Origin of the sequence: Streptomyces sp. NPDC016640, assembly GCF_043076215.1 — a bacterium.
Classification (GTDB): Bacteria; Actinomycetota; Actinomycetes; order Streptomycetales; family Streptomycetaceae; genus Streptomyces.
The window spans coordinates 18,764-45,653 of record NZ_JBIBRG010000009.1 but is presented as its reverse complement, the minus strand read 5'-3'; the positions used below and the strand labels follow the sequence as shown (position 1 = coordinate 45,653).

Here is a 26,890-nt window from a genome sequence, read left to right as displayed (position 1 = left end):
CGGACAAGGGCACGGATGCACGGCGGGAGGCCCGACGATGCCGTCGCGAAACGGATCCCCCGACCGCGGGGACTTCTCCTCGAACCGCACCGAGGTCACCGTGCGAGGCGGGCCCGCCGACGCCGTCCTGGTCCGCATCCAGGACCTCGCCGGCCGTCCGCGCGGCACCGGCTTCGCGGCCGACCACCACGGCACGGTCCTCACCGGCCACGAGGCCGTCGACGGCCTGCCCCTCCTCGTGCTGTACGGCGCCGGGGACCGTCACCACGTGGTGACCGCCGACGCGGTGACCCCGCTGCCCACGCTCGGCCTGGCCCTGATCCGCACCGAAGGGCTCGGTGTCGCACCGCTGCCCGTCACCGCGCGAGGGAGCGTCGAAACGGGCGCCTACGTGCGGATCGCCGCCGAGGGCTGGCGCGAGGCGCGCGTGCTGGGCACGAACACCGTGACCTACACCGCCACCGACCGCCCCCACATCCTGCGAGGCGCCCTGGAGCTGGCGGTCGGCACCGCCGGCCGGGACGCCCTGCGCCTGGGCGGCGGAGCCGCGGGCGGTCCGGTGCTCGACGCCACCACCGGCACGGTGCTCGGCGTCATCGGCACCGCCCTGCGCTCGGACGACCGCGACGTGGGCTTCGCCGTACCGCTGTTCCCGGGGGCCTGCGGGGAGACCGCGCTCGCCGGTCTGCTCGCCGAGAACAGGGCGACGGTCCCGGCCTACGGCACCGACCTCAACCTCGCCGGGCTGGTGCGGCTCACGGCCGCCACGGTGGCACGGCACCGGCCGCCCGGGGCGCCGGAGCCCGTCGAACGGCCCGCCCTCCACTCGGAGTTCGCCGCGTTCGAGCGGGGCGAGGCCACGGTGCTGGGCCTCGTCGGACCCCCCGGCACCGGCCGCACCACGGAACTCGCGGCGCTGGCCGCCCGGCGCCACCGTGCCGGCCGCCCGACGCTCCGGCTGCGCGGCGCGGACCTGCGCGAGGACGACGGCTCGGTCGCGGACGCCGTCCGCCGGGTCACCGACCGTGCCGCCGCCGAGGTCGCCGCCACGCTCACCCCCTTCGCACCCCCCGCGGACGCGCTCGGCGACCTGGGCCCGGAGCGCCTCGCCCGGCTCGCCCACGCCGCCGGCCGCCCCCTGCTGCTGCTCCTCGACGACCCCGAGGAGACGCCACCGGTCCCGGCGCACCGCCGCGCCGAGTGGGCCGCCGCCACCGCCCGGTGGCTGCGGGCGGTGGGAGCACGGCTGGTGGTGGCCTGCCGCGCGGAGCACTGGGAGGAGGCGGGGTTCCCGGAGAAGTCCCTGCACACCGGCGAACCCCGCCCCGACGGGCTGCCCGCGTGCGTGGCGCTCGGCGATCTCACCGCCGAGGAGGCCCGCCGGGCCCGCGCCCGCCTCGGCGTCCCGGAGGGCGCCGTGACCGACGCCGACGCCCGGCACCCCCTGACCCTGCGACTGTTCGCCGAGGTCCGGGCCGCCCTGGACGGCACCGCTCCGGAGACCGGTGCCGCCCCCGACGCCCCCGACGCCCCCGTCGTCCCCGCCGACCGCGACCTCGTCCTCTCGGCCCACCTGGACCTGACCTGCCTGCGCATCGCCGTCCGCCTCGCCGAGGAGAACGGGATCCGCGGCACCGCCGTACGCCGGCTGGCCGCCAGGGTGGCGGGACAGGTGCACGAGGCCGCCCGGCGCAGCCTCGCCGGCCGGCAGGGCGAGCTGGACCCGCAGACGTTCGACACGGTGTTCCCGTGGGACCGCGCACCGGACCGGCTCGGCGGCGGCACCGGCTGGGCCCCGGCCGTCCTCGCCGAGGGCCTCCTCGTCCCGGCCGGGACCGGCTACCGGTTCGCCCACGAGGAACTCGCCGACTGGCTCCAGGGCATCCACCTCGACCTCGACGGCGCCCTGCGCGCCCTGGTCCACGACCGGCGCGCCCCGCGGAGCCCCGACGCCGTGCCGCACCACCGCGTCGGCCCCGTCGTCCAGGCCCTGCTGCTCCTCGCCCGCCGGCACGGCACCGGCCGCCTCGCCTCCCGGCTGACGGACCTGACGCACGCCCTGGACGCCGACCCCGACGCGTGGTGGGCCGCCCGCCTGCTCACCGAGACCCTCACCCGCGTGCCCGACGCGACCCCGTACACGGATGTGCTGCGGTTGCTGACCGACCGCGTCGTGGCCTGGCGCGAGCAGCGCCGGTCCGTGCGACCGGAGCTGGGTCCCGCCTTCTGGACCGCTCTGCGGCTGCCGCTGCGGGCGCGGTGCGCGCTGCTGCGCCGGCTGGTCCACGCCGACGGCCCCCCGTGCGAGAGCGGGCCCCGCTTCCTCGACGCCGCCGCCGGTCTGCTCGCCGCCGACCCCGTCGCCGTACTGCCGCATGTGATCCGCTGGTTCGAGGACGAGCGGCCGTTGCCCGCCACCCCGCACGCGACCGTCGCGACGGCCGCGCAGGCGCTGCTGCACACCCACCGGCACCAGGCCCTGGACGCGCTGACGGAGGCGCTCGCCGACAGCGCGCACCGGCGGGCCGACCAGCTGCTCACCGTGCTGGCGGAGGAGGAGACCGCGGCGGTCTGCCGGGCCGCGGACCGGTGGGCGAAGGACCCGCGCCCCGCGCGCCGGGCCGCGGCGATCACCTACGGGCTGCGGGCCGCGCCGCACGCACGCGACGACACCGACCGCACCCTGCTGAGATACGCGGCCCTCGCCGTACTCGTCCGCAGCGCCGACCGCGAACTGCACGGCGGCGCGCTCGCCCTCCTCGTCCGTGACCCGAACAGCAGGGACCGGCACCTCGCGCGGGCCCTGGAACACTTCGCGGCGGGTGACCCGCACCTGCCGCCGAGCGCGCTGACCGGCGCCCTCGGCACCCACCCGGAGCCCGTGCTCGACGCCTTCCGGACCAGGCTGGCCCGGGTGGACGCGGGGGAGACCTTCCGCGCCCTCGCCGACGCCACCACCCCCGCCCTCTCCCGCCCGGTCGCCGCACTCGTGCGGGAGGCGGCGGAGCGGCGGCCGGAGCTGACGGGACACGTGGCCGCGTACGCCGACCGCCGGCTGGACCGGGGCCCCGCCGTCCGTGCCGTACTCCGGGGCCTGATCACCGGGCTGCTGGACGGCGGTCCGCAACCGCTGCGGGCGGCCCTCGCCGCAGTTCTCGCCGCCCCCGGGACACCGGCCTCCCGCCCACTGCGCCGCGAACTGCTCGACGTCCTGCTCACCCGCGAGACCGACCCCGGCGTGCTGGAGGCGGTGCTGCGGGCAGCCGCCCGGAACACCGGCCCCGACCTGCGCGTACTCGTCCACGGCGCCGGGCTGCTGCTCGCCCGCACCGCGGAGGGCGCCGCCCGCCTCGACCGCTGCCTGGCCGACCTCGGCCGCCACGTCCCGGGGTTCGCCGCCGCCGTGGCCGGCTGGCTGGCGGACGCCCCGCGCGAGTGGGCCCTGCTCGTGGGACCCGGCACCCGCCGGACCCTCGAGAACCCGGCGGACACGACCGTCCCCGCCTGACCCCGGGCCGCCGGGCGCCCCCGTCACACAGCCCCCATACCGATGCGGGCCCCCGGCACACGGCATGGCACCCTTAGAGCTGCGCAGGGAAGTCCACGGACTCGGGTTCGTCCGACGAGGTTTCGACAAGGAGCAGGCACAGTGCAGCGCTGGCGTGGCTTGGAGGACATCCCCCAGGACTGGGGGCGCAGCGTCGTCACCATCGGTTCCTACGACGGGGTCCACCGCGGACACCAGCTGATCATCCGGCATGCCGTGGGCCGCGCCAGGGCGCTCGGCGTCCCCGTCGTCGTCGTCACCTTCGACCCCCACCCCAGCGAGGTCGTCCGCCCCGGCAGCCACCCGCCGCTGCTCGCCCCGCACCATCGGCGCGCCGAACTGATGGCCGAACTGGGCGTCGACGCGGTACTGATCCTCCCCTTCACCACCGAGTTCTCGAAGCTGTCCGCCGCCGACTTCGTGGTGAAGGTCCTGGTCGACAAGCTGCACGCCAAGGCGGTCGTGGAGGGCCCCAACTTCCGCTTCGGGCACCGCGCCGCGGGCAACGTGGCGTTCCTCGCCGAGCAGGGCCGGGTCTACGACTTCGAGGTCGAGGTCGTCGATCTGTACGTGACCGGTGAGGCGGGCGGCGGCGAGCCGTTCTCCTCGACGCTCACCCGCCGCCTGGTCGCCGAGGGCGAGGTCGAGGGCGCCGCCGAGATCCTGGGCCGTCCGCACCGCGTCGAGGGCGTGGTCGTCCGGGGTGCCCAGCGCGGCCGCGACCTGGGCTTCCCCACCGCCAACGTCGAGACGCTCCCGCACACCGCCGTCCCCGCCGACGGCGTCTACGCCGGCTGGCTGCACGCCCAGGGCGAGGCCATGCCGGCCGCGATCTCCGTCGGCACCAACCCGCAGTTCGACGGCACCGAGCGCACGGTCGAGGCGTACGCCATCGACCGCGTCGGCCTCGACCTGTACGGCCTCCACGTCGCCGTGGACTTCCTCGCCTTCGTGCGCGGCCAGGCGAGGTTCGGCACGCTCGAGGCGCTGCTGGAGCAGATGGCCGCGGACGTCGAGCGCTGCAGGGAACTGGTGGCCGCGGCCGGGAAGCCGTAGCCCCACGGCACGCCCCCGCCACCGCCGGCCGACGGCTCACGACCCATGGGCCGCTGGACGCGGACGCCGTCCCGGCCGGGGCCCGACGACGGGTCGCGGCCGCGCACACGAAAGCGGCCCCTGGCAAGGGGCCGCTCACGTGGCGGGGCGGACGGCCCGCCCGAGGAGCCTTACTGCTGCCCGGGGTGTCCCGGGTGTCCGGGCTGTGGCTGTCCGGGCTGCGGAGGATACGGCTGGCCCGGGACCTGCGGGTAGGCCTGCCCGGGGTACTGGGCCGGGGGCTGCGCGGGCTGGCCGTAGGCCTGTCCGGGCTGCGGCTGCTGGGGGTAGGGCTGCTGGGGGTAGGGGCCCGGCCGGCCCGGGACGGGCCCGCCCGGCAGCGGCGGGGCGGCGACCGGCGGCGGGTTGCCGTCCGAGGTCCACAGTCCGTGCGACTGCTGATGACGGACGAAGTCCTCGGCGACCAGCGCCGCGAGGTTGAAGTACGCCTCCCGCACCTTCGGCCGCATCATGTCGAGGTCGACCTCCGCGCCGGCGGCCAGGTGCTCGTCGAACGGCACCACGAGCACACCCCGGCACCGGGTCTCGAAGTGCGCCACGATGTCCTCGACCTTGATCATCTTGCCGGTCTCGCGCACTCCCGAGATGACGGTGAGGGACCGCGAGACGAGATCCGCGTACCCGTGCGCGGACAGCCAGTCCAGCGTCGTACTGGCGCTGCTCGCACCGTCCACGGACGGCGTGGAGACGATGATGAGCTGGTCGGCGAGGTCCAGCACCCCGCGCATCGCGCTGTAGAGCAGACCCGTGCCGGAGTCGGTCAGGATGATCGGGTACTGCTTGCCGAGCACGTCGATCGCGCGCCGGTAGTCGTCGTCGTTGAACGTCGTGGACACCGCCGGGTCGACGTCGTTGGCGATGATCTCCAGACCGGAGGGCGCCTGCGAGGTGAACCGCCGGATGTCCATGTACGAGTTGAGGTACGGGATCGCCTGGACGAGGTCCCGGATGGTGGCGCCGGTCTCGCGCCGCACACGGCGGCCGAGCGTGCCGGCGTCCGGGTTGGCGTCGATCGCGAGGATCTTGTCCTGCCGTTCGGTGGCGAGGGTGGAGCCCAGCGCGGTGGTCGTGGTCGTCTTGCCCACCCCGCCCTTGAGACTGATGACGGCGATGCGGTAGCAGGACAGCACCGGCGTACGGATCAGTTCCAGCTTCCGCTGACGCTCGGCCTCCTCCTTCTTCCCGCCCAGCTTGAAGCGCGAACCGCCGGCCGCGGGGCGGCTGCTCTTCGCCTTCTGCCTCCTGCTGTTGAGCAGCCGGTCCGACGACAGCTCCACGGCCGCGGTGTAACCGAGGGGCGCCGCGCCGGGGTTGGTCGGCTGCCGCTGGTCGTGCTGAACGGCCTGCGGCCAGACGGCCCCGGTACGCGGATCGACGGGCTGCTGCGGCACCTGCCCGGGGTGCGGGGGCTGTGCCTGCGGCGGCACTCCGGGCTGCTGCGCCGGTGCGCCGGGCTGCTGCTGGGGGAAGCCGTAGGCACCGGGCTGGGCCGGGGGAGTGGGCGGCTGGGCGGGGGTGCCCTGCTGGGGGAAGCCGTATCCGGCCGGGGGAGCCGGCGGCTGGGCGGCGGGTCCCGGCTGGGGGAAGCCGTATCCGGCCTGCGGGCTGGGTGCGGGCGGGGTCCCGGGCTGCTGCGGGGCGGGGGTGCCCTGCTGGGGGAATCCGTACCCCGCCTGCGGAGCCGGTGGCTGCTGCACGGGGGGTTGCTGCGCGGGCGGCTGGGGGAAGCCGTACCCGGCCTGCGGCGCGGGCGGGACAGGGGCGGCCGGGGGGTTCCAGGCGGCGGGCGCGGGCTGCGGAGCCTGCGGCTGGAACGGCGGCTGCTGGACAGGCGCGGCCGACTGGTCCTGGGCCGCCGCGGGCTCGGGCCGGGGTTGTCCGGGCCCGCCCGCTCCCGCCGGCTGGGGGGCGGGTACGGGCGGGTCCTGCGGCGGCTGTACGGGCCACTGGGCCGCGGGCGCCGGGACGGCGGGGTGCGCCGGAGGCACCGGCGGAGCCTGTGGCACCGGGGGAGTCCAGGCGGGCGGGGCGTCGGACACGGCCGGGACGGCGGCCGAGGGCGCGCCGTCCTCCTCGACGTCGGTCACCGGCGTGGCGCCCTCGGGCGCGGCGGCATCGTCCGCGTCGGTCACGGGGGACCCGGCGTCCTCGGCTGCCGTGTCGCCGACCGCGGAGGCTTCCCCGGTCGCGACGCCCTCGACGTCGTCGACGTCCTGAGGCTCCTCGGCCTCCCCGGTGTCCCCGGCCTCGGAGGTGGGTACCTCGCCGAGGCCGGGGACACCGGACGGGGCGGAAGCACTCTCCGCGTCATCGGTGTCCGAGGTGCCCGCCGCGACGCCGGAGACATCGGCGCTGCTCTCGGGGGCGTCCGCCCCGGCCTCGTCGCCGGCCGGCTCGGGCCGCGGCTCCGCCTCCGGCGTCGCCGCGGCATCGCGCTCGGCGATCTCCCGCTTCAACGCGGCGGCGGAGAACCGAAGCGTGGCGCCGCTCTCCAGATCCCCGTTGCCGGGCTGCGCCTCCTGCTCACCCGCGGCCGCCGGCGCGGACCACTGCGACCGGAACCCGCCGGCCGGGACGTTCGGCACAGCAGCAGGGGAGGCCGTACCGGATTCCGTGCGCTTCTCCTCCCCTTCCGGTTCCGGCCGCTGCGGCTCGAACCCGCTCCCCACCGGAAGCCGGGGCACGGCCACCGGCTCCCCGGAAGGCGGCGCGGGCGGCGTGAACGGGGTGCCCGGCGCAGGCGTGTGCGGCGGCGGAGTCAGTCCGGGCAACGGCGGAACGGGCCCGGCGGAAGGGGGAGCCGAGGGAACCGAGGGAACCGAAGCAGGCGAAAAAGGGGACGAACCGGAAGACGAAGCGGGTGAGTTGGGCGAACCGGACGTACCGGAGGCGGTGGGGGAACCGGAGGACGAGGGCGACGCCCCCGACTCCGAACTCCCCGAAGCGTTCTGGGTGTACCAGGCCGGCGGCGCGTAGTCGATGGTGAACTCGCCCGTCGTCTCGATGGCGGACTCCGCGTCGGGCTGGTCATCGCCGGGTGTCGCCCAGCCCCCGCGCGTCCCGTCCCGGTCGCTGCTCACAGTTCCTCCTGGTGTGGTCGAGCACCCTCGTGCCGTGCTGAGGCGACCATTTCTCGTCGTCCGACGTGTCCGAAAAGGAAACGAAGTCGTCCGAACCGGCCCTCCCTGTAGGACGCCGATGTCTGGCCCCCGGGTTCTGGCGTCGCGCCGGGTACCACCCTAATCACCAGTAGCCCTGCCCCGTCAGCCCTGCCCACCTCGCGGCAGCTGCGGTTCGCGGCACGCACGGTCACTCACCACTCGGCAAACACCCGCAGATGCGTCAAACCGCACATGGGGCCCAAAGAGTTGTGAGCCGTCCGGTCAGTCCATGCGACGCGGCGTTCCCACCAGACCGATCTCGGCATCCGTCGGCTGCGTCATCACGTACTGCCGGTCCCGCTCCGTGCACCACAAGGTGACGCCGTCGGCGAGGGTGGGAAGTGACTCGTACTCGGCTCGGGGCAATCCCGTCACCCGCCCGATCTCCACCGCCTCATCGGGCGAGACGCGTTGCACACCCACCAGGCGTGCCTGACGCGCCAACCTGGGCGCAACCGGACTCAGATAGGGCAGAAGCGTGAGGACGGACTGCCAGGGCGCCGAGGTCACCCGCCCGCGCGGCGGTCGCATGCCGCAGTCCCGGATCACCAGGACGGGACCCGTCGCCGAGGCGCCGAGCGGAGGTACCCGGCCCACCTCGTGCACGGTCATCCCGGACTGGCCGCCGCCGACCGCCTGCACGACCTGCGCCCAGTGCCCGGGCCGACCGGTCTCCACCGCGACCCGCGCCCCCGTCGCCGCCGCGCGCAGCGCCAGCACCTGTGTCGTCCACAGACCACCGATGAGCAGGATGTCGAACGGTGTCGGGCGGTTCACTCCGAGAACAGCGGGCTGTCCCTCGGCGTTCACACCCACCACGACACCGTCGTCGCCTATGGGCAGGGCCAGCACGTCGGCCTCGGCCAAGGGCAGCGTGTGCCGTGGATGCCGGGGTCCCAGCAGACCGAACCCGGTGCGCAGACGGTCCCGGAGACCGACGGGCGGCTGTGTCCCGGCGACCGGACCGGCCGGTGCGGGGGATGTCGGCATGACCATCAGCGGGCACCTCCGAGCGGCAGAGTGGCGAGCACACCGGGCAGTTGCTCCCGGTCCAGACGTACGATCCCGGTTCGCGCCCGGCGTGCGGCATGCTCCAGTGCGCGGCGGGCAGCGGCCAGCTCGGTGCTGCTGCGGCCGGTGACCCGCACGTGGCCGGTGACCGCCACGTCCCGCTGCCCGCTGCGGGCCAGGGTCAGGCTGAACGTCGTCGCCAGCGCGGGGACCGCCGTCAGCTCGGCGACGAGCTGGGGCAGACCGTTGCCGGGGCCGCCGAGCGAGGGCCAGCGGCGGACCCAGTACGTGGTGTGCCTGCGGTTGTCGCAGCGCCAGCTGCGGCTGGACTCCTCGGTCCGCCGCCGGGGCGCGTCGCTCTGTCCGGCCTGGGCGGTCACCATGGGGTTGGCGCACGCCGACGTGCTGATGGCGGCCGTCAGTTCCTCCTCGGTCAGCAGGCTCGCCCGGAAACCGGCGCCCGTCAGCCGACTGGACAGGTGCTCCGCCGACCGCACCAGGCACTTCTGCGCTCCGAGGATCCCGCCGCCACGCGCGGCCACCGCGTCGGGGCAGAGTTCATGGTCGAGTTTCAGCGCGATCCACATGATGCGGACCGCCGGCGAGACGGTTCCGGTCTGCAGCTGCTGGTAGTTGGTCACCACGACCGACTGCTGGGGCAGGTGGGGCGCGGGTGCGGGCTGAGTGTGCAGCACGATCTGCGCCGACTCCAGACGGATGCCGTCCACGTCCAGCGCGTCCCGGACCAGAGCGAGCGGGAGCGGCCTGCGGCCGCGCTCGGCACGCAGGGCACCGGCGTCGGCCTCCACCTGAAGGACGGCGCTGAGGAAGCTCCCGTCACCCACCATGCCCGTCGGCCGCCGGTCGCGGTCGCCGCCGTGGCTGTAGGTGTGCGTCCGCAGGTTCGGCTCGCACTCCACCGCGGGGACCAGACCGGGGTCGACGTCCTGCGGCACCGGGGTCTTCGCCGCTCTCCGGAGGCGGGCACGCAGAGCCAGCCGGCTGCCCAGCCAATCCGGCAGGGAGTGTCCTCTGCGCCGTACGACCGCAAGCCCGCAGAGGAAGACGGCGACGACGGCACCCGGCACCAGGACGAAAGGGCCGATGAGCCAGCCGCACACCACCAGGGTGACCGCCAGCTCCAGCAGCACCAGCCGCTGGACCAGGAAGGAGCCACCGCGCCCCGAACGCGTCCGCAGACGGGGTGCGACGGCCCTCGACGTCGCCGATTGCGATCGCGACCGGGTCCGTGGCGCGGAAGCCATCACTGAAAAACCCCCGAACTCTCCCTGAAACACTGCCCGCGGGAAACCGGCAGGGCCCCAGCACCCTACCCGTGCCGCACACCCGAACGCGCAGCAGGCATAGTAGGAGCCCGGATCGACAGTCGGGGTTCCAGAGACAACCGGGGGTGTGGGGACGGATGTTCAGTGGCCACCCACTGATCATCCACCGATCCTCCACTTCCTCGCACGGGGAGAGATCGAGAGCAGATGGCATCACGGCGCGATGAACTGAACGCCTACACCTTCGCGAAGCGCCGCACACTCGCGTCCTTCCTGCAGCCCTCCCCCTCGGGCTCGGAGGAAGACGCCCCCAAGCCGCTCAGGGCAGTCGTGCCGGGCGTCATCGTCGCCGTCGTCGTCCTCGCCGTCTTCGGCGCGATCGGCCTGTTCAGCCCGACGGCCCCGAAGGGATGGGACGAACCGGGGGCGCACGTGATCGTGGCCAGCGACTCCACCACGCGGTACGTCGTGCTCAGGACGGAAGGGAAGAAACAACTGCACCCCGTCCTCAACATGGCGTCCGCGAAACTCCTCCTGGACCCCGACAAGGACAGCGTCATCACCGTCAAGGAGAAGGTCCTCGACAGCGGCGAACCACCGCACGGCGCCACGATCGGCATCCCCTACGCGCCCGACCGGCTGCCTTCGCCCGAGGAGGCCGAGGCCGCCAAGCGCTGGGCGGTCTGTGAGCGGCCCGGAGCCGGCGGCCGCGCCATCCAGAAGGCGGCGTTCGTCCTCGCGGAGAAGGAGTGGTCCAGGACCGAGGGCTCCGGCAAGCTCTCCCGGGGCGAGCTGATGTACGTCGTCGGCCCGGACGGCACCTCCCCGTACGTGGTCGACTCCCGCGGCTACGCCTATCCGCTGGCCGATCCGGCCGACAAGGAACTCCTCAAGGCCCTCGACACCCAGGGGCGCGCCCCGCAGCGCGTGTCCCAGGAGTGGCTGGACACCCTTCACCGGGGCGACCCGATCTCCGTCCCGGAGATCCCGGGCACACCGGGTGCGCAAGCGGGAGCCGCCGAGGCCCTCCGCCAGTACGACAAGGTCGGTATGGTCATCAAGGCGTATGACGGCCGGCGCATGCAGTACTACGTCGTCCTGCCGGGCGAGGTGGCACGCGTCTCCGAGTTCACCGCCACCCTGCTGCTCAACAGCGGCGACCTGGTCGGTGTCGGGCAGGCGGGTGAGGCCCAGCAGGTCAGCCCCGGTGCGGTCGTCGACAGCACGGACTTCGAAGGGGAGCGGAACTGGCCGTCGTACCGGCCGAAGACGGTCAACGACGGCACCGCCGCGACGTCCGGCCGCAACACCGTCTGCAACGTCCTGCGCTCGGTGGACGCCGAGAAGGGGAGGACGACCCTGTCCACCTGGGCGGGCACCGGTTTCCCGGCGGAACTGCCCACCGGCTCGTCCAGCGCCTACGTCACCCCGGGCTCCGGTCAGCTCTACCGGCAGTTCCAGGGTACGGAGACCGGCGCCGGCGGGGTCTTCCTGGTCACCGACACGGGGCTGCGCTACGCCCTGCAGTCCAACAGCGACAGCGCCACGGACGACGAGGGGATCGGAACCTCCGACAAGCAGCGTGAGCAGGGGCTCAACGAGGCCAGGATCGCCCAGTCCCGCCTCGGCTACGAGAAGGTGCCCCCCTCTCCCGTCCCGGCACAGTGGTCGACGTTCCTGCCCACCGGCCCGCGCCTGTCGGAAGCGGCGGCGCGGCAGCCGCAGGGTTCCTAACCGCCACGGCCCGTCAGGAAGCGACCAGTCATGCCGACACATATCCGCACCGGGCGCGACGCCACCGAACGGACCGACGACGTACGGGCGGTCCGACACCCTCGCGCACTGTCGCGTACGACGGTGACCGTGCTCGCCGCGACCGTCCTCGCGGGGACCGTTCTCGTGTTTCCGGCAGCTCCCGAGGCACGGGCGGACGACGCCGGACGGTGCACGTTCCCGTCCAAGAAGTACGAGGGCCGGCCGTGGGCACTGCAACGCGTCAACCTCGACGCGCTCTGGGCACGGTCGAAGGGGGAGGGCGTTCGGGTCGCGGTGATCGACACAGGCGTCGACGTGAAGAACCCCCAGCTCTCCGACGCCGTCGACGCCTCGAAGGGCAGGAACTTCCTGCCGTCGAAGAACGCCAAGGGCGAGAGGATCGAGCGCGGCAACGCCCAGGGCACCACCGACACCGTCGGCCACGGCACCCGCGTGGCCGGCATCATCGCCGCCCGCCCCGCCGAAGGCACCGGCTTCGTCGGCCTGGCACCCGAGGCCACCGTCATCCCGATCAAACAGAACGACGCGGAGGGCAACGGCACCGCCGAGACACTCGCGGCCTCGATCCACCATGCCGTCCGGGCGGGCGCCGACGTCATCAACATCTCCCAGGACACGGCCAACGCCGTCCGGCCCGACCCGAGCCTGGAGGAGGCGGTCGACCACGCCCTGGACCAGGAGGTCGTGATCGTCGCCTCGGCCGGGAACGACGGCCTCGGAGGCAACGTCAAGGTCACCTACCCGGCCTCCTACGAGGGCGTTCTCGCCGTGGCGGCATCCGACCGCAACAACGAGCGAGCGCCCTTCTCCCAGTCCGGTGAGTTCGTGGGCGTGGCCGCCCCCGGCGTCGACATGGTGTCCACCGTCCCCGGCAACGGCCACTGCGCGGACAACGGCACCAGCTTCTCCGCACCGTACGTGGCCGGGGTGGCGACCCTGCTGAAGGCCAGGTTCCCCAAGTGGACGGCCCGCCAGATCGTCGCCCAGATCGAACAGACCGCGGAACGCTCGATTCCCGGCCACGACCGCCTGGTCGGCTGGGGCGTGGTCGACCCCGTCAAGGCCCTCACGGACGTCGATCCGGCCCGCCCCGTGGAGTCGCCCCGGGCCGAGGAAGGGGAGATCCGCGCGGAGGCGCCCGCCGTGGCCCCCCTGCACTTCGGCGAGACGGCCGAGGAACGCAACACCCGTCTGGGGACGTACGTGACGGTCGGCGGCCTGGTCCTGGTGGCGGGCCTGACCGGCACGGCGGTCGCGGTCAGGGACGCACGACGCCGGCACGGGGGCCGGGGAGGCCACGCCTGACACAACTGCCGGTACTCCGCCTCGTCCTGGCCGCCGTGCTGCTCGCGACGGCCTGCATCAAGGCCGGCCGCGTACGGGCCTGGCGCGAGTCCCCCAATCCCCCGGCCCCCGACGTCCCGGACGCAGCCTTCGTCGTCACGCGCCTGGTGCTGGTCACGATGGCCGTGGTCCTGACCGTCACGGGCGTCCGCGTCCTGGCAGTCGGGGACGGCGCGGGGAGCGGAGCGACGACGAACCGACCAGTGTCGTGGAGCAGGCTGTGACGGCTCTGGACGGCACGTGGAAACGAGGTCATCGATAGCAGCGGCTCCACGGTGATCAAGAACGCGGCCGTGGACCACGGCGGCGTCGACGCCCTCACCCGGCCGCCGACTCGACCTTCATGGTCACGGGCAACGGCGCGGGAACTGCCTGTTGCGTCCACGTACCACGCACCCCCTCCAAGGAGGACGACTGGCTGTTGTCCCCGGGCATCGACGGAGGTGAGGGAATGACGGTACCGGCTCACGCGTACGCGGCGACGAACCGCGAGGGCACCTGCTGATCCGCCTGCCCTCCTAGCTCCCGGCTTACCTCTCCCTCAACGGCAGATGGCGGAACGCTCGACCGCCCGGGTGTACTCGGTGATCAACTCCTTCATCGCCGCCGAGTCGTCCACGCCGTCGGCGTAGACCTGCGCGGTGGCGAACAGAATGTGTTCAGGACGCTCCGGGTTGCTGCAACGCGCTTGCTGCACGGCTCCCGTGCCGGTGAGCAGGGAGTCGCTGTCATCCGTCAACACGGCGGACTTCACCTGTGGTACCCCCTGGGCCACGTCGACGACGGTGTCACCTTCCTCCCACCATTCCTGGCTCACTCTGAGAGCCATCTCGCCGTCGACATTCACCTGGCAGCGCTTCAAGCTGGGTACCGGGTTCTTCTCGTGGACGTCGATCTTGTCTCCCGGCGGGAGCAGCTCAGTGGTGACGTCCGAGGGCAGCGAGATGCCGCAGAGGGATTCGGGGACGTCATAATTTTTCTCCGCGTCAGGCCCCGAGCATCCGGTGAGTACGCCGACCGCCGTGAGCACGATTGCGGATGCTGTGAGTCGTCGGGTGATCAGACCGAGCATATTTCAATCTACTCAGCTTGACACTCTGGACGGCGCATCACAGTGGGCCGCTTCGTGGGAGCGGGAGGCGGCTTCCTTGGTCAGAACGATCAGGTGCTGCCGAAGCTCTGAAGGGTCCGCTTCTCCGTGCTGCTTCAGTCGAACAATCACGCTCAGGTGACGATTGACTCCATGCGAAGTGCAGGGGACGTAGATGGCGGACACCTTACTGGAGGCTACGGCTTTGTCCCCGGCAGGGAAAGATTCAAGTGAGGCCCGAGGAGCAAATTGTTCCACAGCCTCCCGTACCCAGCTGTCCGTTTCACGGTATTCCAGCATCTCGGCCCTGGCCGAGAGAAGTTGTTCTCCATCCCCGCTGACGAAGCACGAACTCGCGTATGAGTCGTCCCGTTCGCCGATGCGAGGATCTGTTGTGCTGTCGTTGAACGAGTAGGATGCCTTGTCCGGCAGAATGGCCTTCAGGGTGGAAACGGCATCGGTCTTACCTCCGAGGGAATCGCATACTTCTTCTGCGCGGATCGCTCCCTTCTTCTTGAACGGTGGAAGGGAGAAGTGGTGGAAGGTGGTGGCTATGATAGTCAGAGAAAGTGCCGATGCTGCCACGAGCAAGACCTTTTTCCTGGTGAGATTCAATTCCTCATCCTTCTGTGTCGAGTGACCTGAGAACTCCCTCGCCTTCAAGGTATTCATGTACCTTGGTGCGAGCGCTGTTGAAACCACTCTCTGCGGACGTCCCCACGGACGCCTCAATAAGCGGATAGCGTTGGCCGCCGGCCTCGCCGGCCTCGCCGGCCTCGCCGGCCTCGCCGGCCTTCCGAGCTGCCTCTTCAGCCAATCTGTAAGTGGAGTCTCGGGGGAACTGTCCTTCAGCAGGGGTGCGGGTGGAGCTTTTTACTGCAGTGTTTCGGTGCAATCAGGAGATTTTTCGACTTCCTTGGTGTAGGAAATGATGAGATGTTTCATGGCGTCGGAATCCATGTGTTTTGAACCGGATGCCTGCAGAGCTGCATACAGTTCCTGTCCGCGGACCTCGTCCACACACTTTTGAGTTTTCCCAAAACCCTCATTTCCGGAGTACCGGAAACGGCCGCCCTCCGCTGAAAAATTGATGTCCTCAAGTGTCTGCCCTGAAGCGAAGTACGTAGTGGTCCTTCCCTTGGGCAGCCATTCGTGGGTAGTTGTCAATATGAGCGTGTCGTCCACCACGACCTTGCATGTGGTAATCCATGAACGAATCTCTTTTCGAACCTTAATTTTTTCCCCTGGAGGCAAAAATGCGGTTAGTTCATCGGAGACCACCTTAATTCCGCACAAGCTGCGGGGTATCGTGTAGTTGCGATTCTTTTCATCGGCGCTGCAGCCGGTAAGGAAGGAGAGCGGGAGGCTGGCCGCAAGAATAGAAATGATTTTTCGCTGCATTTTCTTTCGGTGGTGATTCATGAGTGTCTTTCTTCTGTTGTAAGGCTATGAGTAACTTGTGATACTGTCAGGGGACTGGCCGTTGACAATGTCTCGGGCGTTGAGATAACCCTGGCGATTTGCCGTATGCGCAGCCATGGCGGCATCCCCCGAGTCAATTGTGTGATACTCGTCGGCTGCTGCGCGTGCGGCAGCCGACGTAATGGCGAGATTTCTTTTCATGCCTTCCTGCCAGAATTGCCCACCTGTGGTCTGGGCCGCTTGCTTGGCCTGCCCCTCGGCGTCTTCGAACACCGCCTCCAGAACGACGTTGGTCGCGGTACCGGTGCCTCCACCGACCACAGCCCCGATCCAGGGTGTTGCAATGAAGGACGTACCCACACCGACCACGGTGCCGACCGTGCCGGAAATCGTGTTCTTCCGCTGGGCGACCGCATGCTCGTAGCCCTTGTCCTTGTCCGATGCTTCCTTGCCAATGGCCTCCTGGACGCCAAGTCCAAGTGTCCCGGAGATTTCCCCTGACCTACCAGCAATTTGCTCAATGAGTAACTGGTAATTGTCGGATACCCGCCGGTCCGGCGGTAGGTCGGGATTCAGGTGGTAGTCCATGAGGCGCCCCATGTATTCTTTCTGACCGACCTCCACGGCAGCATACCCCTCTTCGTTCCGTCCGATAGCGAAAAGGAGCTTGGTTGCGTCCGTGTGGGCGAGTTCTGCCTCTGCGCCGGCGATCGGATGCAACTTTTCGATGTCTCGCCAGTCTTCGGACCCCGGGTCCCTCTTTACATCACTCAAGGAGCGGTTTAGGTCGGGAAGATACTCAGAAGTGATCTGGCCGATACTGTCGGACATGTATCCGTTATTGGTCAGTCGCTCGGGGTCGTCCGCAATAGAGACAACCAAGCTCTCCATGAGTTTCGCTTGCTGTGCGTTGTGTAGTGGTGTATCCGCCGTGGGCATCTCACCCGCCGGATGTCCCGTCGTCGCAGCTTCCAGTGCCAGGGCCAAGTTGTTCTGACCTGTATGGAGATCATCTCCCTTGGCATTCTTCTCCTGGGGCCACTCCCGCTCCTCGAACAAGTACTGGAAGTTGGACAGTGAGACCTTTCCGTTCTTGCCGTCGTCGTCGGTGTCCCGCTCGAACGGATTGTCTGGGTCATTCTTCGACACGAACTGCTGGTTAAAGAAGTCGGTGGCCGCGTCCGGGCTGTTGGACAGGCCTTTCAGGTAGCCCGTCAGCGGGTCGACCCCGCTGTCCTCCCCGATCCGGTTGAGCCGCGGAGCCATGGGACCGCTGTGCCAGGCGGTGTTCGCATGCTCACCGTTGCCGGTGAACTTGCGCTCGGTGGCCATGAGCTTCGTACCGTAATCCTTGAGGAAACGGTCGTCGTAGTCGCCGGTCCGCATGAGGTTGCTCATGACCTGGAAGCCCATCGGGCCGCCATGGTTGCCGTAGATCGGCTTGTCACCGATGTCGATCATCGTGCGCTTCCAGCCCGCCATGGCAGCCGTATCGCTCTGCGTGGCGTTCGCCAAGGTCGTGCCCAGGTTCCGCTGCAGGTCGTCGAACTGCTCCAGACGGTCGCGCCCCAGTTCCCAGTTGCCCCTGTGCGGATCGCTGAGCCCGGCCCAGAACTCCAACGTCTTCTTGGGCCCGAGCGCTGTGGCGAACCGCTCGGCGAACAGATCGTCACCGACGTACTTCTTGAGCCCGGCGTTGATCCTGTCGAAGTCCTTGACCGTCAGGTCGTCGGGATTCTTCTTGGCGAGCGCGGCCAACTGGTCGGCCTGCTTGAGCGCCTCGGCGGCGGAGTCCCGGTCCGCGTAACCGGCGTCGGAGAAGCCCGTCTTGCTCTGGTCGACCAGGGCCTGCAGAACGGTCCTGGCCGAGTTGTCGCTCTCGGTGGCCTTGTCTAGGATCCCCTGGATCTCGTCGCGAAGGGCCGTGATGTCGCCCTTGCTGTCCTGGTCCATCGCCCTCCGCGCCTCAGGAGGAGCGTTCGTGGTGACCGTGAAGCCCCCTTCGTGGCCGATGACCGTGAGGTTCCTCTTCCGGCCGCCATCGAGGGCGTCGACGAGTTGCCGGTGGTAACCCTTCAGCTCGCCCACCGTGTCGCTGAGGATCTTGTAGATGCTCTCCGCCTGGGTATGGGCGTCCGCGAACTCGCCGGCCGTCTTACCGATGAACTCCTTGGAGACCTTGGCGTTCACGCCGGCCCAATCGGCGTTGTTGGCACCCTTGCGCAGATCGTCCTCGGCGTCCTTCTTCAGGTCCCCGAGGCTCCTGACGAGCGTCGACCAGTCCTCGACGGCGTCGTCGAGCAGTTTGAAGTCGGCGTCGCGGAGCGTGTCCAGTTCCATGGGTATACATCCTGGGAGGGAAACGAAAAGCAGACTGGGGGAAGGTGGTACGAGCAGCGATGAGTGCGGGACGCGGCAGAAGACGCCCTCAGCGTTCCACTACTCCTCTTTCTTCTTGCTCGACTCCCCATAGATCGTGTTCTTCTCGCCCGGAGCCCCGACCCGCTCGTCGAACCCGGCGTCCAGGGCGGCGATGCTGCTCATCCGACGCTGGATGTAACCCTCGTCGTTGTCGTGCAGTTTCTTGGTCACCCGCATGTGGTTCGAGATGTGGGCGCACGCGTCCATCAGGGACTTGAGCTGCTCCTCCCACCGGTTCGACACGTGCTTGAGCCCCGCGCCGAGCGCGAAGCCCTGCTTCGACAGGTCGGCGGCGGCCGAATCGCTGCTGGGCACGGCGACCCGCGCCTTGTCCCACAACTGGTTGTAGAGCCCGAAGGCGACCTTGCCGATCTTGGTGAGTCCGTCGTTGGCGACCTTGAGGTCGCCGTACGCGCTCGGTCTACCGAGGCCGCCGGAACCACCGCCCCCGTCCAGCTGGTTGAGCTGCATCTGCGTGGAATCCTGCTGCCGCTGCAGGGCGTCGGCTTTGAGCTGCTCCCACTCGGCCCATGCCATGGACGGTTACCTTCCCGGTGTACAGGATCATCAGTGCCGTTGCCGGCCGGACGGTGCTCAGCGGTGTCTGGGCTCCGGCACGAGTTAGCAACCCACCCGAGAGCACCGAGACGCTGCGGCTCCCATAACCAGGTTGCTGACGTAAAGGTTCCGGGTGGATCCGCCCGTTCCGGGCGAGATGACAGGTGAAGCGCGCCTTGATGCCGGCAGCATGCCCGCATGGGCGGTGTTGATGAGGACATCGTTCGAGCCCCGGCCGAAAAGGCACCTCCAAGGCACGGATGTAACTGAGTTGGCACACATCACGATTGGCTCTGTCGTACCCGTTGGCTAGAGTGGCGATCACGACTGGTTTGCGAACGTAGGGCGCACAGCTGGCCAACTGGCCGGTCTCGGCCGATGGTGTCACGGGGAAACGGGGAGGAAGCGACGTGCTTCCAGCAGAGATGGTGGGGGGCGTGTCCGCCACCAGGGCACTGAACCTGGAAGTCGCCGACGAGGCGCTGACCACGTTCGTGAAGCGTGTGGACGGCGTACTGCGCGACCTGGAGAGCTCCGCCGCCCACCCCACACGGGTCGGCGGCCAGACCATCAAGCCCACGTCGCTGAACAGCGGCAGTACGGCCGCCTTCCCGGAGGCGCACGGGCTGTACCTCCAGTACAACCGCGTCCATGAGGAACTGACCTCGCTCTCCAGGACACTGCACCTGCAGATCGAGGCGATCGGCATCGCCGTCAAGGGCGCGCACGTGGGCTTCGACAACCTCGAAGAGGAACAGCGCCGTCGTTTCTGGACCATCCAGGCGCAGATCGGGCAGATTCAGGACGCCAGGGACGGCGAGCAGCGCGCCAAGGGCGGGGACATTAGCGGGAGCCTGTGACGATGACCGACAAGAAGCACGAGGCGGACCTGGAGCGGGTCTCCCAGCAGAACTCCCTCACGGACTTCACCCGGGGCGTCGAGGAGCGGCCCGCGATCGACCCTCTCAGCAGGCTGATCCGCACGGCGGTCGAATCGACCCCCGTCGGGCAGGCCCTGCAAGGGCGTACGAACTTCGAGAACCACAGCCTCAACGCCATGGTCGACCTGGTCGAGCAGACCGACCCGGAGGACCTGGAGTCCTCGGGCAAGGCCCTGTGGGCGGCGCGGAACGCCATCAAGGACGCGGCCAAGGAGCTGGACGGCCACATCGAAAGGGTGCACTGGGTCGGGGAGTCGGGCGAGGCGTTCCGCAAGTGGGGGCGTTCGCTCGTCACCGACACGTACGCGTTGAGCGAGTTCGCCGGCGGGGCGGGTGACCAGATCACCGCCGCGGCCATGGGCCTGGCGGACGTCCGCAAGGCGATGCCCCCTCGCGACACCCGCGCGGAGGCCATGCGACCCGGCCAGTTCCCGAAGGACGAGCGGGTCGAGAGCAACGACGAGTACACCGCGGCCCTGAAGGTGGAGAAGAACCGTCAGGAGGCGATCAACCAGATGAACCGGTTGTCGTCGTACTACGCGGTGTCCGAGGAACAGCTGGCGGCACTGGAACCGCCGAAGTTCAAGACGATGCCGAACGTGGGTGTGCCGAAGCCGGAGCCTGAGTACAGTCCGGGACCGGGTCTGTCGGACGGATCATCCGGAGCGCCGACCTCCGGTGTGGCCAGGGAAACCACGCTAAGAGGAGTCGAAGGTCACCGTCCGGCAACCGTTGCGGAAGGGCATGCTGCTTCGCAGACCATGCAGGGTCTCGCGGTACCCAGTGATGCTGTCACGAGCCCGAGCGTCGACTTCGGCGTTCCCGTCGGGACAACCATCGACAGTGTCGGCACACTGCCGCCCCCGACAGCGGTTGCCACAGGGCAGACGCCGCCCAACGGCGTTCCCGGCGCCGCGAGCGGGACGGCCAATCCGGTCACGAGCGGTTTCGGCGCCTCGCTCCCCCCGATCCTCTCTGGCCGTTCCGACGGGCGGCCGAGCGGCGCGCGCGCTTCCTTGCCTGTCACGGCTCAAGGCCGAACGAGTGCGGTTCATGGGAGTGCTTCGGGCGTGACGCCAGGACCCGCGGCGGGCGGAGCGCCTTTGAATCAAGTGGGTCGAGCAACAGCCGCGGGGACGGCGACCGTTCAAGGCAGAACCTCAACGGCCCAACCGTTGCCCATGGGGCCGGGGGTGAGTGGTGGCACGCCGCGGACCGGCGGTACTGCGACGCCTCGGGCGGCAAGCAGTATGGTCACCGGTGCCGGCACCACGGGCGGCGTAGTAGGCGGCCGTCCTTCGACTGTTGCCGGGGGCCCGGTGCGAGGCGGGCAGAGGATCCCTTCGGGCACGGTGGCCGGTGCCGGGACAGTCTCCGGTTCCCGGTCCTCGGTCGGTGGGCCCGGACAGTCCGGTGTCTTCGGGACGGCTGGTTCTCCGGCACGCCCCGGTTCGAGCACGGTCAACGCGCGCGAAGGCTCGACTGTGCCCGGAATCGTCGGAAACCCTGCTGAGCGACACTCCGCCGCCAGCGCAACACGCAACGGCATGACTCAGGGCGGAACCGGCCTGGTACGGCGCCCCGGTGGCCAGGTCGGGCCTGGTGAAGACCGCAGAGCGGAGAGAGCACAGCGGTCCTCGCGCGTGGCCGGAGACGAGGGGACGGGCGAACCCGGCAAGCCGCGGCACGATACGCCGCCAGTCAACTAAAGCGCTAGCGAGGACTCACCACACCATGAAGTCAGGGACACGTCGAGGGCGACGAGTACGTGCCATGGGCGCCGTCGTGAGCGCTCTGGTCACGGCGAGCGTGGCGTTCGCCCCAGGTGCTGCTGCCGCCGATGTCCAGTCGGAGCAGTGGTATTTGAAGCCCATGCAGGCCGAGCAGATGTGGAAGGTCAGCACAGGCAAGGGCATCAAGGTCGCGATCATCGACTCCGGAGTCAACCCCCGTACTGATTCGCTCAGAGGGCAGGTACTCGCCGACGAAGTACCCGAAAACGTTGCTTACGGCGCCACCGACGACTACGACGGCCATGGAACAACCATGGCCGAACTGATCGCTGGTACCGGAGCGAACGGTGGCATCCAAGGGCTTGCGCCTGGAGCGAAAATCGTTCCCTATCGGATCCAAACAAAAGATCAGCAGGACGGTGAGGAAAAACGGAAAACGGCTACAGAGCTGGAAGCCCTTCGAGCGGTTGCGGACACCGACGCGCAGATCGTCAGTATGTCATTCGGCTCAGATATCGCTTACCCTGAGATTGAAGCCGCGATCAAGCGTCTCGCCTCGAAGGGCAAGCTGTTGATTGCTGCCGTGGGAAACGATGGTGAAGAATTCATCAATTACCCAGCCGCTTACCCGTACATCCTGGGTGTCTCGTCGATCGATGAATCCAGCAGGGTATCGGAATTTTCCGCCTATGGGCACTACGTTGACCTTGTGGCCCCAGGAGAGAACATCCCGGCATACTGCCGACCCGATTTCACTACCTACTGCCACGACCTCCAGGGCACAAGCCAAGCCACTGCCATCACCGCAGCCGCCGCCGCCCTCATCTGGTCCGCGCACCCCGACTGGACCGCGAACCAGGTCACCCGTGCGCTGATCGACACCGCGGGCCGTAAGTGGGCGAAGGACAAGCCGACGCAGAAGTCCGGGTACGGAACCATCCGGCCGCGCGTGGTGCTCGCAGACCCGAACTACGACGCAGGCGACCCCTACTCCGACCCGCTCGGGAAATGGAACAAGACGGAAGGGGAGAAGCTGGTGACGGAGATCGCGCCGTCCGCGGCTCCTGCTTCCCCCTCTGCAACAGGCGGGTCACAAGACGCGGGGTCCACTCCCGCGGACAAGGCAGCCGAAGCAGAATCGAAGGCGGAGACCGTGTCCGCGGAATCCTCGGACGACGGCAACACGCTGTGGATCGCCCTGGGCGCCGCCGCGGCGGTGATCGTGATCGGCGGGGCCGCCTTCGGAGTGCTGCGCGCACGGCGCGCACGGTGACACCGGCTCCGCCGCCCACTCGTACCCGCCCGGCTCGAGAAGGCCGGAAGGCCGAACCGGGCGGGCACCCACGTATCACCGCCGTAAGCCACTGAGTCACAACAGCTGGAATCCAGAACAGAGACAGGGAGGGCCGGCTGACCATGGCCGTCGACCAGAAACTCGAAGATGCAGCGGTAGTCAAGCTGCAGAAGGACATGTACGAGAAGTTCGAGAACATCCGGAAGCGGGTGCGCAGCCTCCAGGGTGTGATCGACAGCCTCGAGGGGCAGTGGCACGGCATCGGTCGCGCCGCGTTCGACACCAAGCAGTACGAAATCAACACGTCTTTGCAGAACATGGGTCGCGTACTCGCCGATGTCATCGACGCGATGACCACGGCGCGCAACATCAAGGACAGCAAGGAAGACGAAGTCCGCGCCTCCGTGAACAAGATCAACGTGCTGGACGGCGCCCCCACGGTGCAGTCCTCCCCGTTCAGCTCGTTCTGAGCCGGCGGAATTCCCGGTAATCGGTCGACAGCGCACACGAGCGAGACGAGGTAGACAGAGATGAGCCGTAACAACGAGGGACTGCAAGTCGGCTATGACGGTCTCGACATCGCGGCGACCACCATCGCCAACGAGGCGAAGCAGCTCGAGGAGGACCTCCAGCAGCTCCGGCAGATGGTGGTCAACAGCAAGCAGTACTGGGCGGGCAAGGCGCAGGACACCTTCGACGAGAAGCTGCGGCGCTGGGACAAGGAAGCCAGCGACATCCACCAGGCCCTGATGGGCATCGGCCAGGTCGTGGGCTCGTCCGGCGGTACGTACATGGAAGGCGACCTGGCGGCGTCCCGATACCTGCAGTGACCCTTTTCCCGTAACCGGCCGTCACTCGTCATGATCGTCGGATCGGACTGGACTCCGCCGTCCCCAAGTCCATGCAACCGTGAGGCCCCTGGCAGGAACGATCTTGCGACAGAGAGATCCGGCCGAGGGGCCTCACGTGCTGACCGGCGTCACGTGCGCCGCCGTACTCGATGTCCGTCGATCCATCGCCGAGGCGTCCACGGCGTGTGTGAATGAGTCAACTCCCTGCTCAGGACTACCTTAAAGGCCCTGCGGTGGATCCCTCTCGACACCAGCAGGATCCCTAGATCGACGCCGTGGCCCTCTTTCTGTTTCAGCTCGAGTAGGGCCGGACCATGTGAATCGTCCGTTCGCTCGACGTAAGACCGGAGAGTGCCGCACGCCTCATCTGCGCAGCGTTCCGCCTTCCGGCCGGTGCAGTCCTCAGGGTCGGCAGCCGAGCTTTTTCTTGTAGGCGTCGAAGTAGGAAGGGACAAGCTTTTCCAGCAAGGCTTGTGACTCTTTGTTCCACCTCATGTCCTTGACTTCTACGGACACGACGTCACCCTCCTTGCTGACCCCAGGGCACGGGATCACCGTTGCTACCCCGCGATGCCATGAGGCGTATGCACCTCCCTTGAAATAGCGCAAGTTTTTCACCTCGTAGTCCTGGAAGAGGTCGCGCAGTCCATACCCGTTCTTGTGCCAATTCCCGTCGCTGACTACGGAGTCGTTTCCGTCTACGTACATGTGGCAGAACTGGCCCTCTGCAAGGCTGAAGGGTCCGGTGTCCTGTTCAATTTTGTCGCCGTCGTCGAGCAGGGATTCCAGGACGTCTCTGGTGGCAGGGATTCCGCAGATGTCGTCCGGGACGGGATATGAGAGTCCTTCGTCCGATGATTGGCAAGCTGTGAGCGTCATTGCGAGTGCGGTGGCGGTGAAAATCTTTTTAAGTTGCAAGGATGATCCCCTCATTCTGTTTTTACTTGGCCTGCGGGGAATGGCTGATCGAGTGACAGGTCGACTGTTGAGGTAGTTTCACGTTCCGTCGCCCGAGGAGTTCCATTGAGCGCCATCAGAGTGACTGACGCCCGCTTGAGTGCGAACGGCTCGTTCGATGGCCTCCCTGGTCCTCGCGTCAATTTCTCCATGATGCGCAAAATAGGTAGTCACGGCTACCGTAGATGCCTCGGCTGCCGCTTTCCTTCCTTCTGAGTACTCCTTTCCTGCGCTGATTTCGGCCTTGTCCGTCGTGTCCTTGTTGATGCTCTTCAAAACGCTTTCAGTTACATCCTCCGCCAGCCAATTGACTGGTTCCCCCACGACAGAGAAGGGAGCGGGAATAGCCCCAGTCCCCAGCCCTACGATCCGGTTGACCCACTTCGCATTGTCGGCTGCAGCCTCGTTGAATTCCTTGTTCTCGGCCGTTTGGTAGTCGTAGATCGCGTCGGCCCGCGAGTTACTCATGATCCCTGCGATGGCGGCCCCCGGCGCGACTAGATCCCCGACGCGTGCACTGTCCTCCGGGGTGATATTTTTCCCCTCCACCCGCAGGAACTCATGCACCACATTCGTCGTGTACGCCTGCTGCGCGGAAGTGATCGCACTGTACGCATTCGGATCCTGCCCCACCAGGCCCAGGAACTTCTGCGCGTCCCCGTACCCGAGGTCGGCGGCTGCTCCATTGACCGGGAAGGTCTTGCTGTCGGAGCTCTCCATGTACATCGACCGCTGGAAGTCGCCGATGTAGTCCGCCGAGATGTTGCCCAGACTGTCCCGCAGTGCGTAAAGCGGGCCGGTCTTCTCCTCCTCCAGGTCCCCGTTCATGTTGTGCGTCAGCAGGTCCGGGTTCTTGGTGAACTTCTCCACGATGTCGTGGACCAGCTTCGCCTGCGCCTCGCTGTGCTTGACCGAGGGGTCGATTGTGCTGCTGTCGTACGGGTGACCCGTCGCGGCGGCCTCCAGGGCGTGGCCGAGGGCGTTCGGTCCGAAGTTGAGCGCGTTCTTCGTCGCCTCCTCATCCGCGAGGAGGTGCTGGCTGTTCGTGTCGACCGTCCACTCGAAGTCCTTCTTGGTGAAGAGGTCGAGGTAGGACTTGAAGTCCGTCTTCTCACCGGACTTGATCGTGCCGTCCTCGTTGTACGCCGTGGGCTTCTCGGTGAAGAACTGCTCGGCTGCCTCAGGGCTGTGCCCAAGGGCCTCGAGCACGCTGTTCAGCGGATCGTTGCCGCTGCCGAGCTTTCCGGAAGGGTTGAACCCGTAACGGTCGTCGCTGCCGGCGGGCTTGCTGGACATGAAGCGGTGCGGATCGTCCTGGTGGAGCTGGGTGACGTGTTCCGCGATGGGGGTCAGGAACGCCGGATCGTAGTTCCCGTAGCGGAGCAGACCGCCCAGGACCTGGTATCCGTAGGGCTTGCTCCACATGCCGCGTTCCCACTCGATCTCCTGGGTGCCCAGCTTGCGGAACTCCGCGCCCCACCACGAGGGCAGGTGCTGCCGGTCGCCCTTGATGCTCTGCGGGGTGTAGGGGTCGGTGGCGTTGGCCAGGGCGTGGCCCATGTACTTCTGCAGGTCCTGAACGCCGGCGAGGCGGGTCTTCGAGGCGTCCTCGCCGGTGCCGTCGATCGACATGGCGGCGTAGAACTCGAGCGTCTGCCTCGGTCCGCCCAGCCCTTCGAAGAACTCGGTCGCGAACTCGCCGTCCTTCTCGCGTCCGTTGTGGCGCAGCAACCTGTTCAGTTCGGCGAGTTCGCGGTCGGTCATGTCCTCGCGCCTCTTGGCGAGTTCCAGGGCCCGCTCGACCTGCGCGTCATCGAGTGAACCGTACTTCGCGTGACCGGCGTTGTACGGGTCGCTTCCGTGCGCCCGCTTGAGTGCCAGCTTGGTGGAGATGTCGATGTCGTTGGCGTGCGCGACCTTTCCCGTGATGGAGTCGGCGTAGCGCTGCCGGTCCTGCTTCGTGTCGTCCTTGCCGTCCTTCGCGTCGGCGCCCGACTTGGGCTGGACGCCCACGCTCACCGTTCCGTCGCGGTTGTCCTGAACGGTGTATCCCTTGCCCTTGGCCTCGTCGGTGAGTGTCCTGACGCTCTTCTGCAGTGCTTCGAGTTCACGGTGGGCGTCGTCCAGGACCTGGAAAATGCTGTTGGCCTCCGTGCGGAGGTCCGCGAACTCCTTGGCGGTCCTGTCCACGAACCCTCGTGTGACGCCGGCGTTCACGCCTTCCCAGCGTGCTCGGTCGGACTTCTTCTTGAGGCCGTCACGAGCATCGGCCTCAAGCTGTTTGAGGTTGGTGACCGCCTTCTTCCAGTCCGCTACCGAAGTCCCCAGCTTGCCGAGGTCGACCTGCATCAGGTCGGCGTAGGTGATGGACATGCCTGAGCT

20 protein-coding genes are annotated in these 26,890 nt (G+C 68.6%); 10 read left to right on the top strand and 10 right to left on the bottom strand.

Going from position 1 to position 26,890, the window contains the following annotated elements; genetic code table 11:
- Nucleotides 1–37: 37 nt before the first annotated feature.
- Both ACF07S_RS19880 and ACF07S_RS19875 read left to right on the top strand, forming a co-directional pair.
- A complete protein-coding gene (locus tag ACF07S_RS19880; RefSeq protein WP_391974688.1) occupies nucleotides 38–3,508 on the top strand; it encodes a trypsin-like peptidase domain-containing protein in 3,471 nt (1,156 codons plus the stop codon).
- Nucleotides 3,509–3,649: 141 nt separating this feature from the next.
- Nucleotides 3,650–4,603 carry a bifunctional riboflavin kinase/FAD synthetase gene (locus ACF07S_RS19875; RefSeq protein WP_391965537.1) on the top strand — a complete coding sequence of 318 codons (954 nt, stop codon included), beginning with the start codon at nucleotides 3,650–3,652 and terminating at the stop codon, nucleotides 4,601–4,603.
- A 170-nt stretch (nucleotides 4,604–4,773) separates the two neighbouring features.
- Here the strand turns inward: ACF07S_RS19875 and ACF07S_RS19870 are convergent, their stop codons facing one another.
- From ACF07S_RS19870 to eccE, 3 genes are all read right to left on the bottom strand, one after another.
- Nucleotides 4,774–7,743: an SCO5717 family growth-regulating ATPase gene (locus ACF07S_RS19870; protein WP_391974687.1), complete on the bottom strand. Its 2,970-nt coding sequence runs from the start codon at nucleotides 7,741–7,743 to the stop codon at nucleotides 4,774–4,776.
- Nucleotides 7,744–8,046: 303 nt separating this feature from the next.
- Nucleotides 8,047–8,820: a hypothetical protein gene (locus ACF07S_RS19865; RefSeq protein ID WP_391965539.1), complete on the bottom strand. Its 774-nt coding sequence runs from the start codon at nucleotides 8,818–8,820 to the stop codon at nucleotides 8,047–8,049.
- Nucleotides 8,820–10,100: a type VII secretion protein EccE gene (gene eccE, locus ACF07S_RS19860; protein ID WP_391974686.1), complete on the bottom strand. Its 1,281-nt coding sequence runs from the start codon at nucleotides 10,098–10,100 to the stop codon at nucleotides 8,820–8,822. The genes ACF07S_RS19865 and eccE overlap by 1 nt, the downstream gene beginning before the upstream one ends.
- Nucleotides 10,101–10,328: 228 nt before the next feature.
- Between eccE and eccB the strand changes: the two genes are divergently transcribed.
- From eccB to ACF07S_RS19845, 3 genes are read left to right on the top strand one after another with little or no spacing between them, the layout of a single operon-like run.
- Nucleotides 10,329–11,855 carry a type VII secretion protein EccB gene (gene eccB, locus ACF07S_RS19855; RefSeq protein WP_391965541.1) on the top strand — a complete coding sequence of 509 codons (1,527 nt, stop codon included), beginning with the start codon at nucleotides 10,329–10,331 and terminating at the stop codon, nucleotides 11,853–11,855.
- A gap of 30 nt (nucleotides 11,856–11,885) precedes the next feature.
- Nucleotides 11,886–13,202 (top strand): type VII secretion-associated serine protease mycosin, encoded by a 1,317-nt coding sequence (gene mycP, locus ACF07S_RS19850; RefSeq protein WP_391974685.1) that lies wholly within the window; start codon nucleotides 11,886–11,888, stop codon nucleotides 13,200–13,202.
- Between the two features lie 35 nt (nucleotides 13,203–13,237).
- The gene (locus tag ACF07S_RS19845; protein WP_391974684.1) at nucleotides 13,238–13,465 is read left to right on the top strand and encodes a hypothetical protein; all 228 of its coding nucleotides are present in this window, start codon (nucleotides 13,238–13,240) and stop codon (nucleotides 13,463–13,465) included.
- A 317-nt stretch (nucleotides 13,466–13,782) separates the two neighbouring features.
- On the opposite strand, the gene ACF07S_RS19840 is transcribed toward ACF07S_RS19845, so the two are convergent.
- The 5 genes from ACF07S_RS19840 to ACF07S_RS19820 form a co-directional block, all read right to left on the bottom strand.
- Complete coding sequence (locus ACF07S_RS19840) at nucleotides 13,783–14,313, bottom strand: hypothetical protein (protein WP_391974683.1); 531 nt, start codon at nucleotides 14,311–14,313, stop codon at nucleotides 13,783–13,785.
- A 12-nt stretch (nucleotides 14,314–14,325) separates the two neighbouring features.
- Nucleotides 14,326–15,003, bottom strand: a complete 678-nt coding sequence (locus ACF07S_RS19835) for a hypothetical protein (protein ID WP_391974682.1) — start codon at nucleotides 15,001–15,003, stop codon at nucleotides 14,326–14,328.
- A gap of 201 nt (nucleotides 15,004–15,204) precedes the next feature.
- Nucleotides 15,205–15,753: a hypothetical protein gene (locus ACF07S_RS19830; RefSeq protein WP_391974681.1), complete on the bottom strand. Its 549-nt coding sequence runs from the start codon at nucleotides 15,751–15,753 to the stop codon at nucleotides 15,205–15,207.
- A 24-nt stretch (nucleotides 15,754–15,777) separates the two neighbouring features.
- On the bottom strand, nucleotides 15,778–18,093 hold the full coding sequence (locus ACF07S_RS19825) for a hypothetical protein (protein ID WP_391974680.1): 2,316 nt from the start codon (nucleotides 18,091–18,093) through the stop codon (nucleotides 15,778–15,780).
- 99 nt (nucleotides 18,094–18,192) lie between these two features.
- Nucleotides 18,193–18,711 (bottom strand): hypothetical protein, encoded by a 519-nt coding sequence (locus ACF07S_RS19820; RefSeq protein ID WP_391974679.1) that lies wholly within the window; start codon nucleotides 18,709–18,711, stop codon nucleotides 18,193–18,195.
- 431 nt (nucleotides 18,712–19,142) lie between these two features.
- Here ACF07S_RS19820 and ACF07S_RS19815 point away from each other — a divergent pair, with 431 nt between their 5' ends.
- The 5 genes from ACF07S_RS19815 to ACF07S_RS19795 all read left to right on the top strand — a co-directional run bounded on the left by ACF07S_RS19815 (nucleotide 19,143) and on the right by ACF07S_RS19795 (nucleotide 23,530).
- Complete coding sequence (locus ACF07S_RS19815; protein WP_391965548.1) at nucleotides 19,143–19,592, top strand: hypothetical protein; 450 nt, start codon at nucleotides 19,143–19,145, stop codon at nucleotides 19,590–19,592.
- 2 nt (nucleotides 19,593–19,594) lie between these two features.
- The gene (locus ACF07S_RS19810; protein WP_391974678.1) at nucleotides 19,595–21,382 is read left to right on the top strand and encodes a hypothetical protein; all 1,788 of its coding nucleotides are present in this window, start codon (nucleotides 19,595–19,597) and stop codon (nucleotides 21,380–21,382) included.
- 64 nt (nucleotides 21,383–21,446) lie between these two features.
- Nucleotides 21,447–22,679: a S8 family serine peptidase gene (locus ACF07S_RS19805; RefSeq protein WP_391974677.1), complete on the top strand. Its 1,233-nt coding sequence runs from the start codon at nucleotides 21,447–21,449 to the stop codon at nucleotides 22,677–22,679.
- A gap of 143 nt (nucleotides 22,680–22,822) precedes the next feature.
- Entirely contained in the window at nucleotides 22,823–23,170 is a 348-nt protein-coding gene (locus ACF07S_RS19800) for a WXG100 family type VII secretion target (RefSeq protein WP_030834540.1), read from the top strand.
- 60 nt (nucleotides 23,171–23,230) lie between these two features.
- Nucleotides 23,231–23,530: a WXG100 family type VII secretion target gene (locus ACF07S_RS19795; protein ID WP_217130101.1), complete on the top strand. Its 300-nt coding sequence runs from the start codon at nucleotides 23,231–23,233 to the stop codon at nucleotides 23,528–23,530.
- 423 nt (nucleotides 23,531–23,953) lie between these two features.
- Here the strand turns inward: ACF07S_RS19795 and ACF07S_RS19790 are convergent, their stop codons facing one another.
- Together ACF07S_RS19790 and ACF07S_RS19785 are read right to left on the bottom strand one after the other, a co-directional pair.
- Nucleotides 23,954–24,430, bottom strand: coding sequence for a hypothetical protein (locus tag ACF07S_RS19790; RefSeq protein WP_391974676.1), 477 nt, complete (start codon nucleotides 24,428–24,430; stop codon nucleotides 23,954–23,956).
- A 117-nt stretch (nucleotides 24,431–24,547) separates the two neighbouring features.
- The gene (locus tag ACF07S_RS19785; RefSeq protein WP_391974675.1) at nucleotides 24,548–26,881 is read right to left on the bottom strand and encodes a hypothetical protein; all 2,334 of its coding nucleotides are present in this window, start codon (nucleotides 26,879–26,881) and stop codon (nucleotides 24,548–24,550) included.
- Between the last annotated feature and the right edge of the window lie 9 nt (nucleotides 26,882–26,890).

Excerpts from the sequence above, each read along its gene's own strand:
- ACF07S_RS19880 (WP_391974688.1), top strand. The coding sequence starts at position 38 with ATGCCGTCGCGAAACGGATCCCCCGACCGCGGGGACTTCTCCTCGAAC.
- ACF07S_RS19865 (WP_391965539.1), bottom strand. The coding sequence starts at position 8,820 with ATGGTCATGCCGACATCCCCCGCACCGGCCGGTCCGGTCGCCGGGACA.
- eccE (WP_391974686.1), bottom strand. The coding sequence starts at position 10,100 with ATGGCTTCCGCGCCACGGACCCGGTCGCGATCGCAATCGGCGACGTCG.
- eccB (WP_391965541.1), top strand. The coding sequence starts at position 10,329 with ATGGCATCACGGCGCGATGAACTGAACGCCTACACCTTCGCGAAGCGC.
- mycP (WP_391974685.1), top strand. The coding sequence starts at position 11,886 with ATGCCGACACATATCCGCACCGGGCGCGACGCCACCGAACGGACCGAC.
- ACF07S_RS19840 (WP_391974683.1), bottom strand. The coding sequence starts at position 14,313 with ATGCTCGGTCTGATCACCCGACGACTCACAGCATCCGCAATCGTGCTC.
- ACF07S_RS19835 (WP_391974682.1), bottom strand. The coding sequence starts at position 15,003 with ATGAATACCTTGAAGGCGAGGGAGTTCTCAGGTCACTCGACACAGAAG.
- ACF07S_RS19830 (WP_391974681.1), bottom strand. The coding sequence starts at position 15,753 with ATGAATCACCACCGAAAGAAAATGCAGCGAAAAATCATTTCTATTCTT.
- ACF07S_RS19825 (WP_391974680.1), bottom strand. The coding sequence starts at position 18,093 with ATGGAACTGGACACGCTCCGCGACGCCGACTTCAAACTGCTCGACGAC.
- ACF07S_RS19820 (WP_391974679.1), bottom strand. The coding sequence starts at position 18,711 with ATGGCATGGGCCGAGTGGGAGCAGCTCAAAGCCGACGCCCTGCAGCGG.
- ACF07S_RS19810 (WP_391974678.1), top strand. The coding sequence starts at position 19,595 with ATGACCGACAAGAAGCACGAGGCGGACCTGGAGCGGGTCTCCCAGCAG.
- ACF07S_RS19805 (WP_391974677.1), top strand. The coding sequence starts at position 21,447 with ATGGGCGCCGTCGTGAGCGCTCTGGTCACGGCGAGCGTGGCGTTCGCC.
- ACF07S_RS19800 (WP_030834540.1), top strand. The coding sequence starts at position 22,823 with ATGGCCGTCGACCAGAAACTCGAAGATGCAGCGGTAGTCAAGCTGCAG.
- ACF07S_RS19795 (WP_217130101.1), top strand. The coding sequence starts at position 23,231 with ATGAGCCGTAACAACGAGGGACTGCAAGTCGGCTATGACGGTCTCGAC.
- ACF07S_RS19790 (WP_391974676.1), bottom strand. The coding sequence starts at position 24,430 with ATGACGCTCACAGCTTGCCAATCATCGGACGAAGGACTCTCATATCCC.
- ACF07S_RS19785 (WP_391974675.1), bottom strand. The coding sequence starts at position 26,881 with ATGTCCATCACCTACGCCGACCTGATGCAGGTCGACCTCGGCAAGCTG.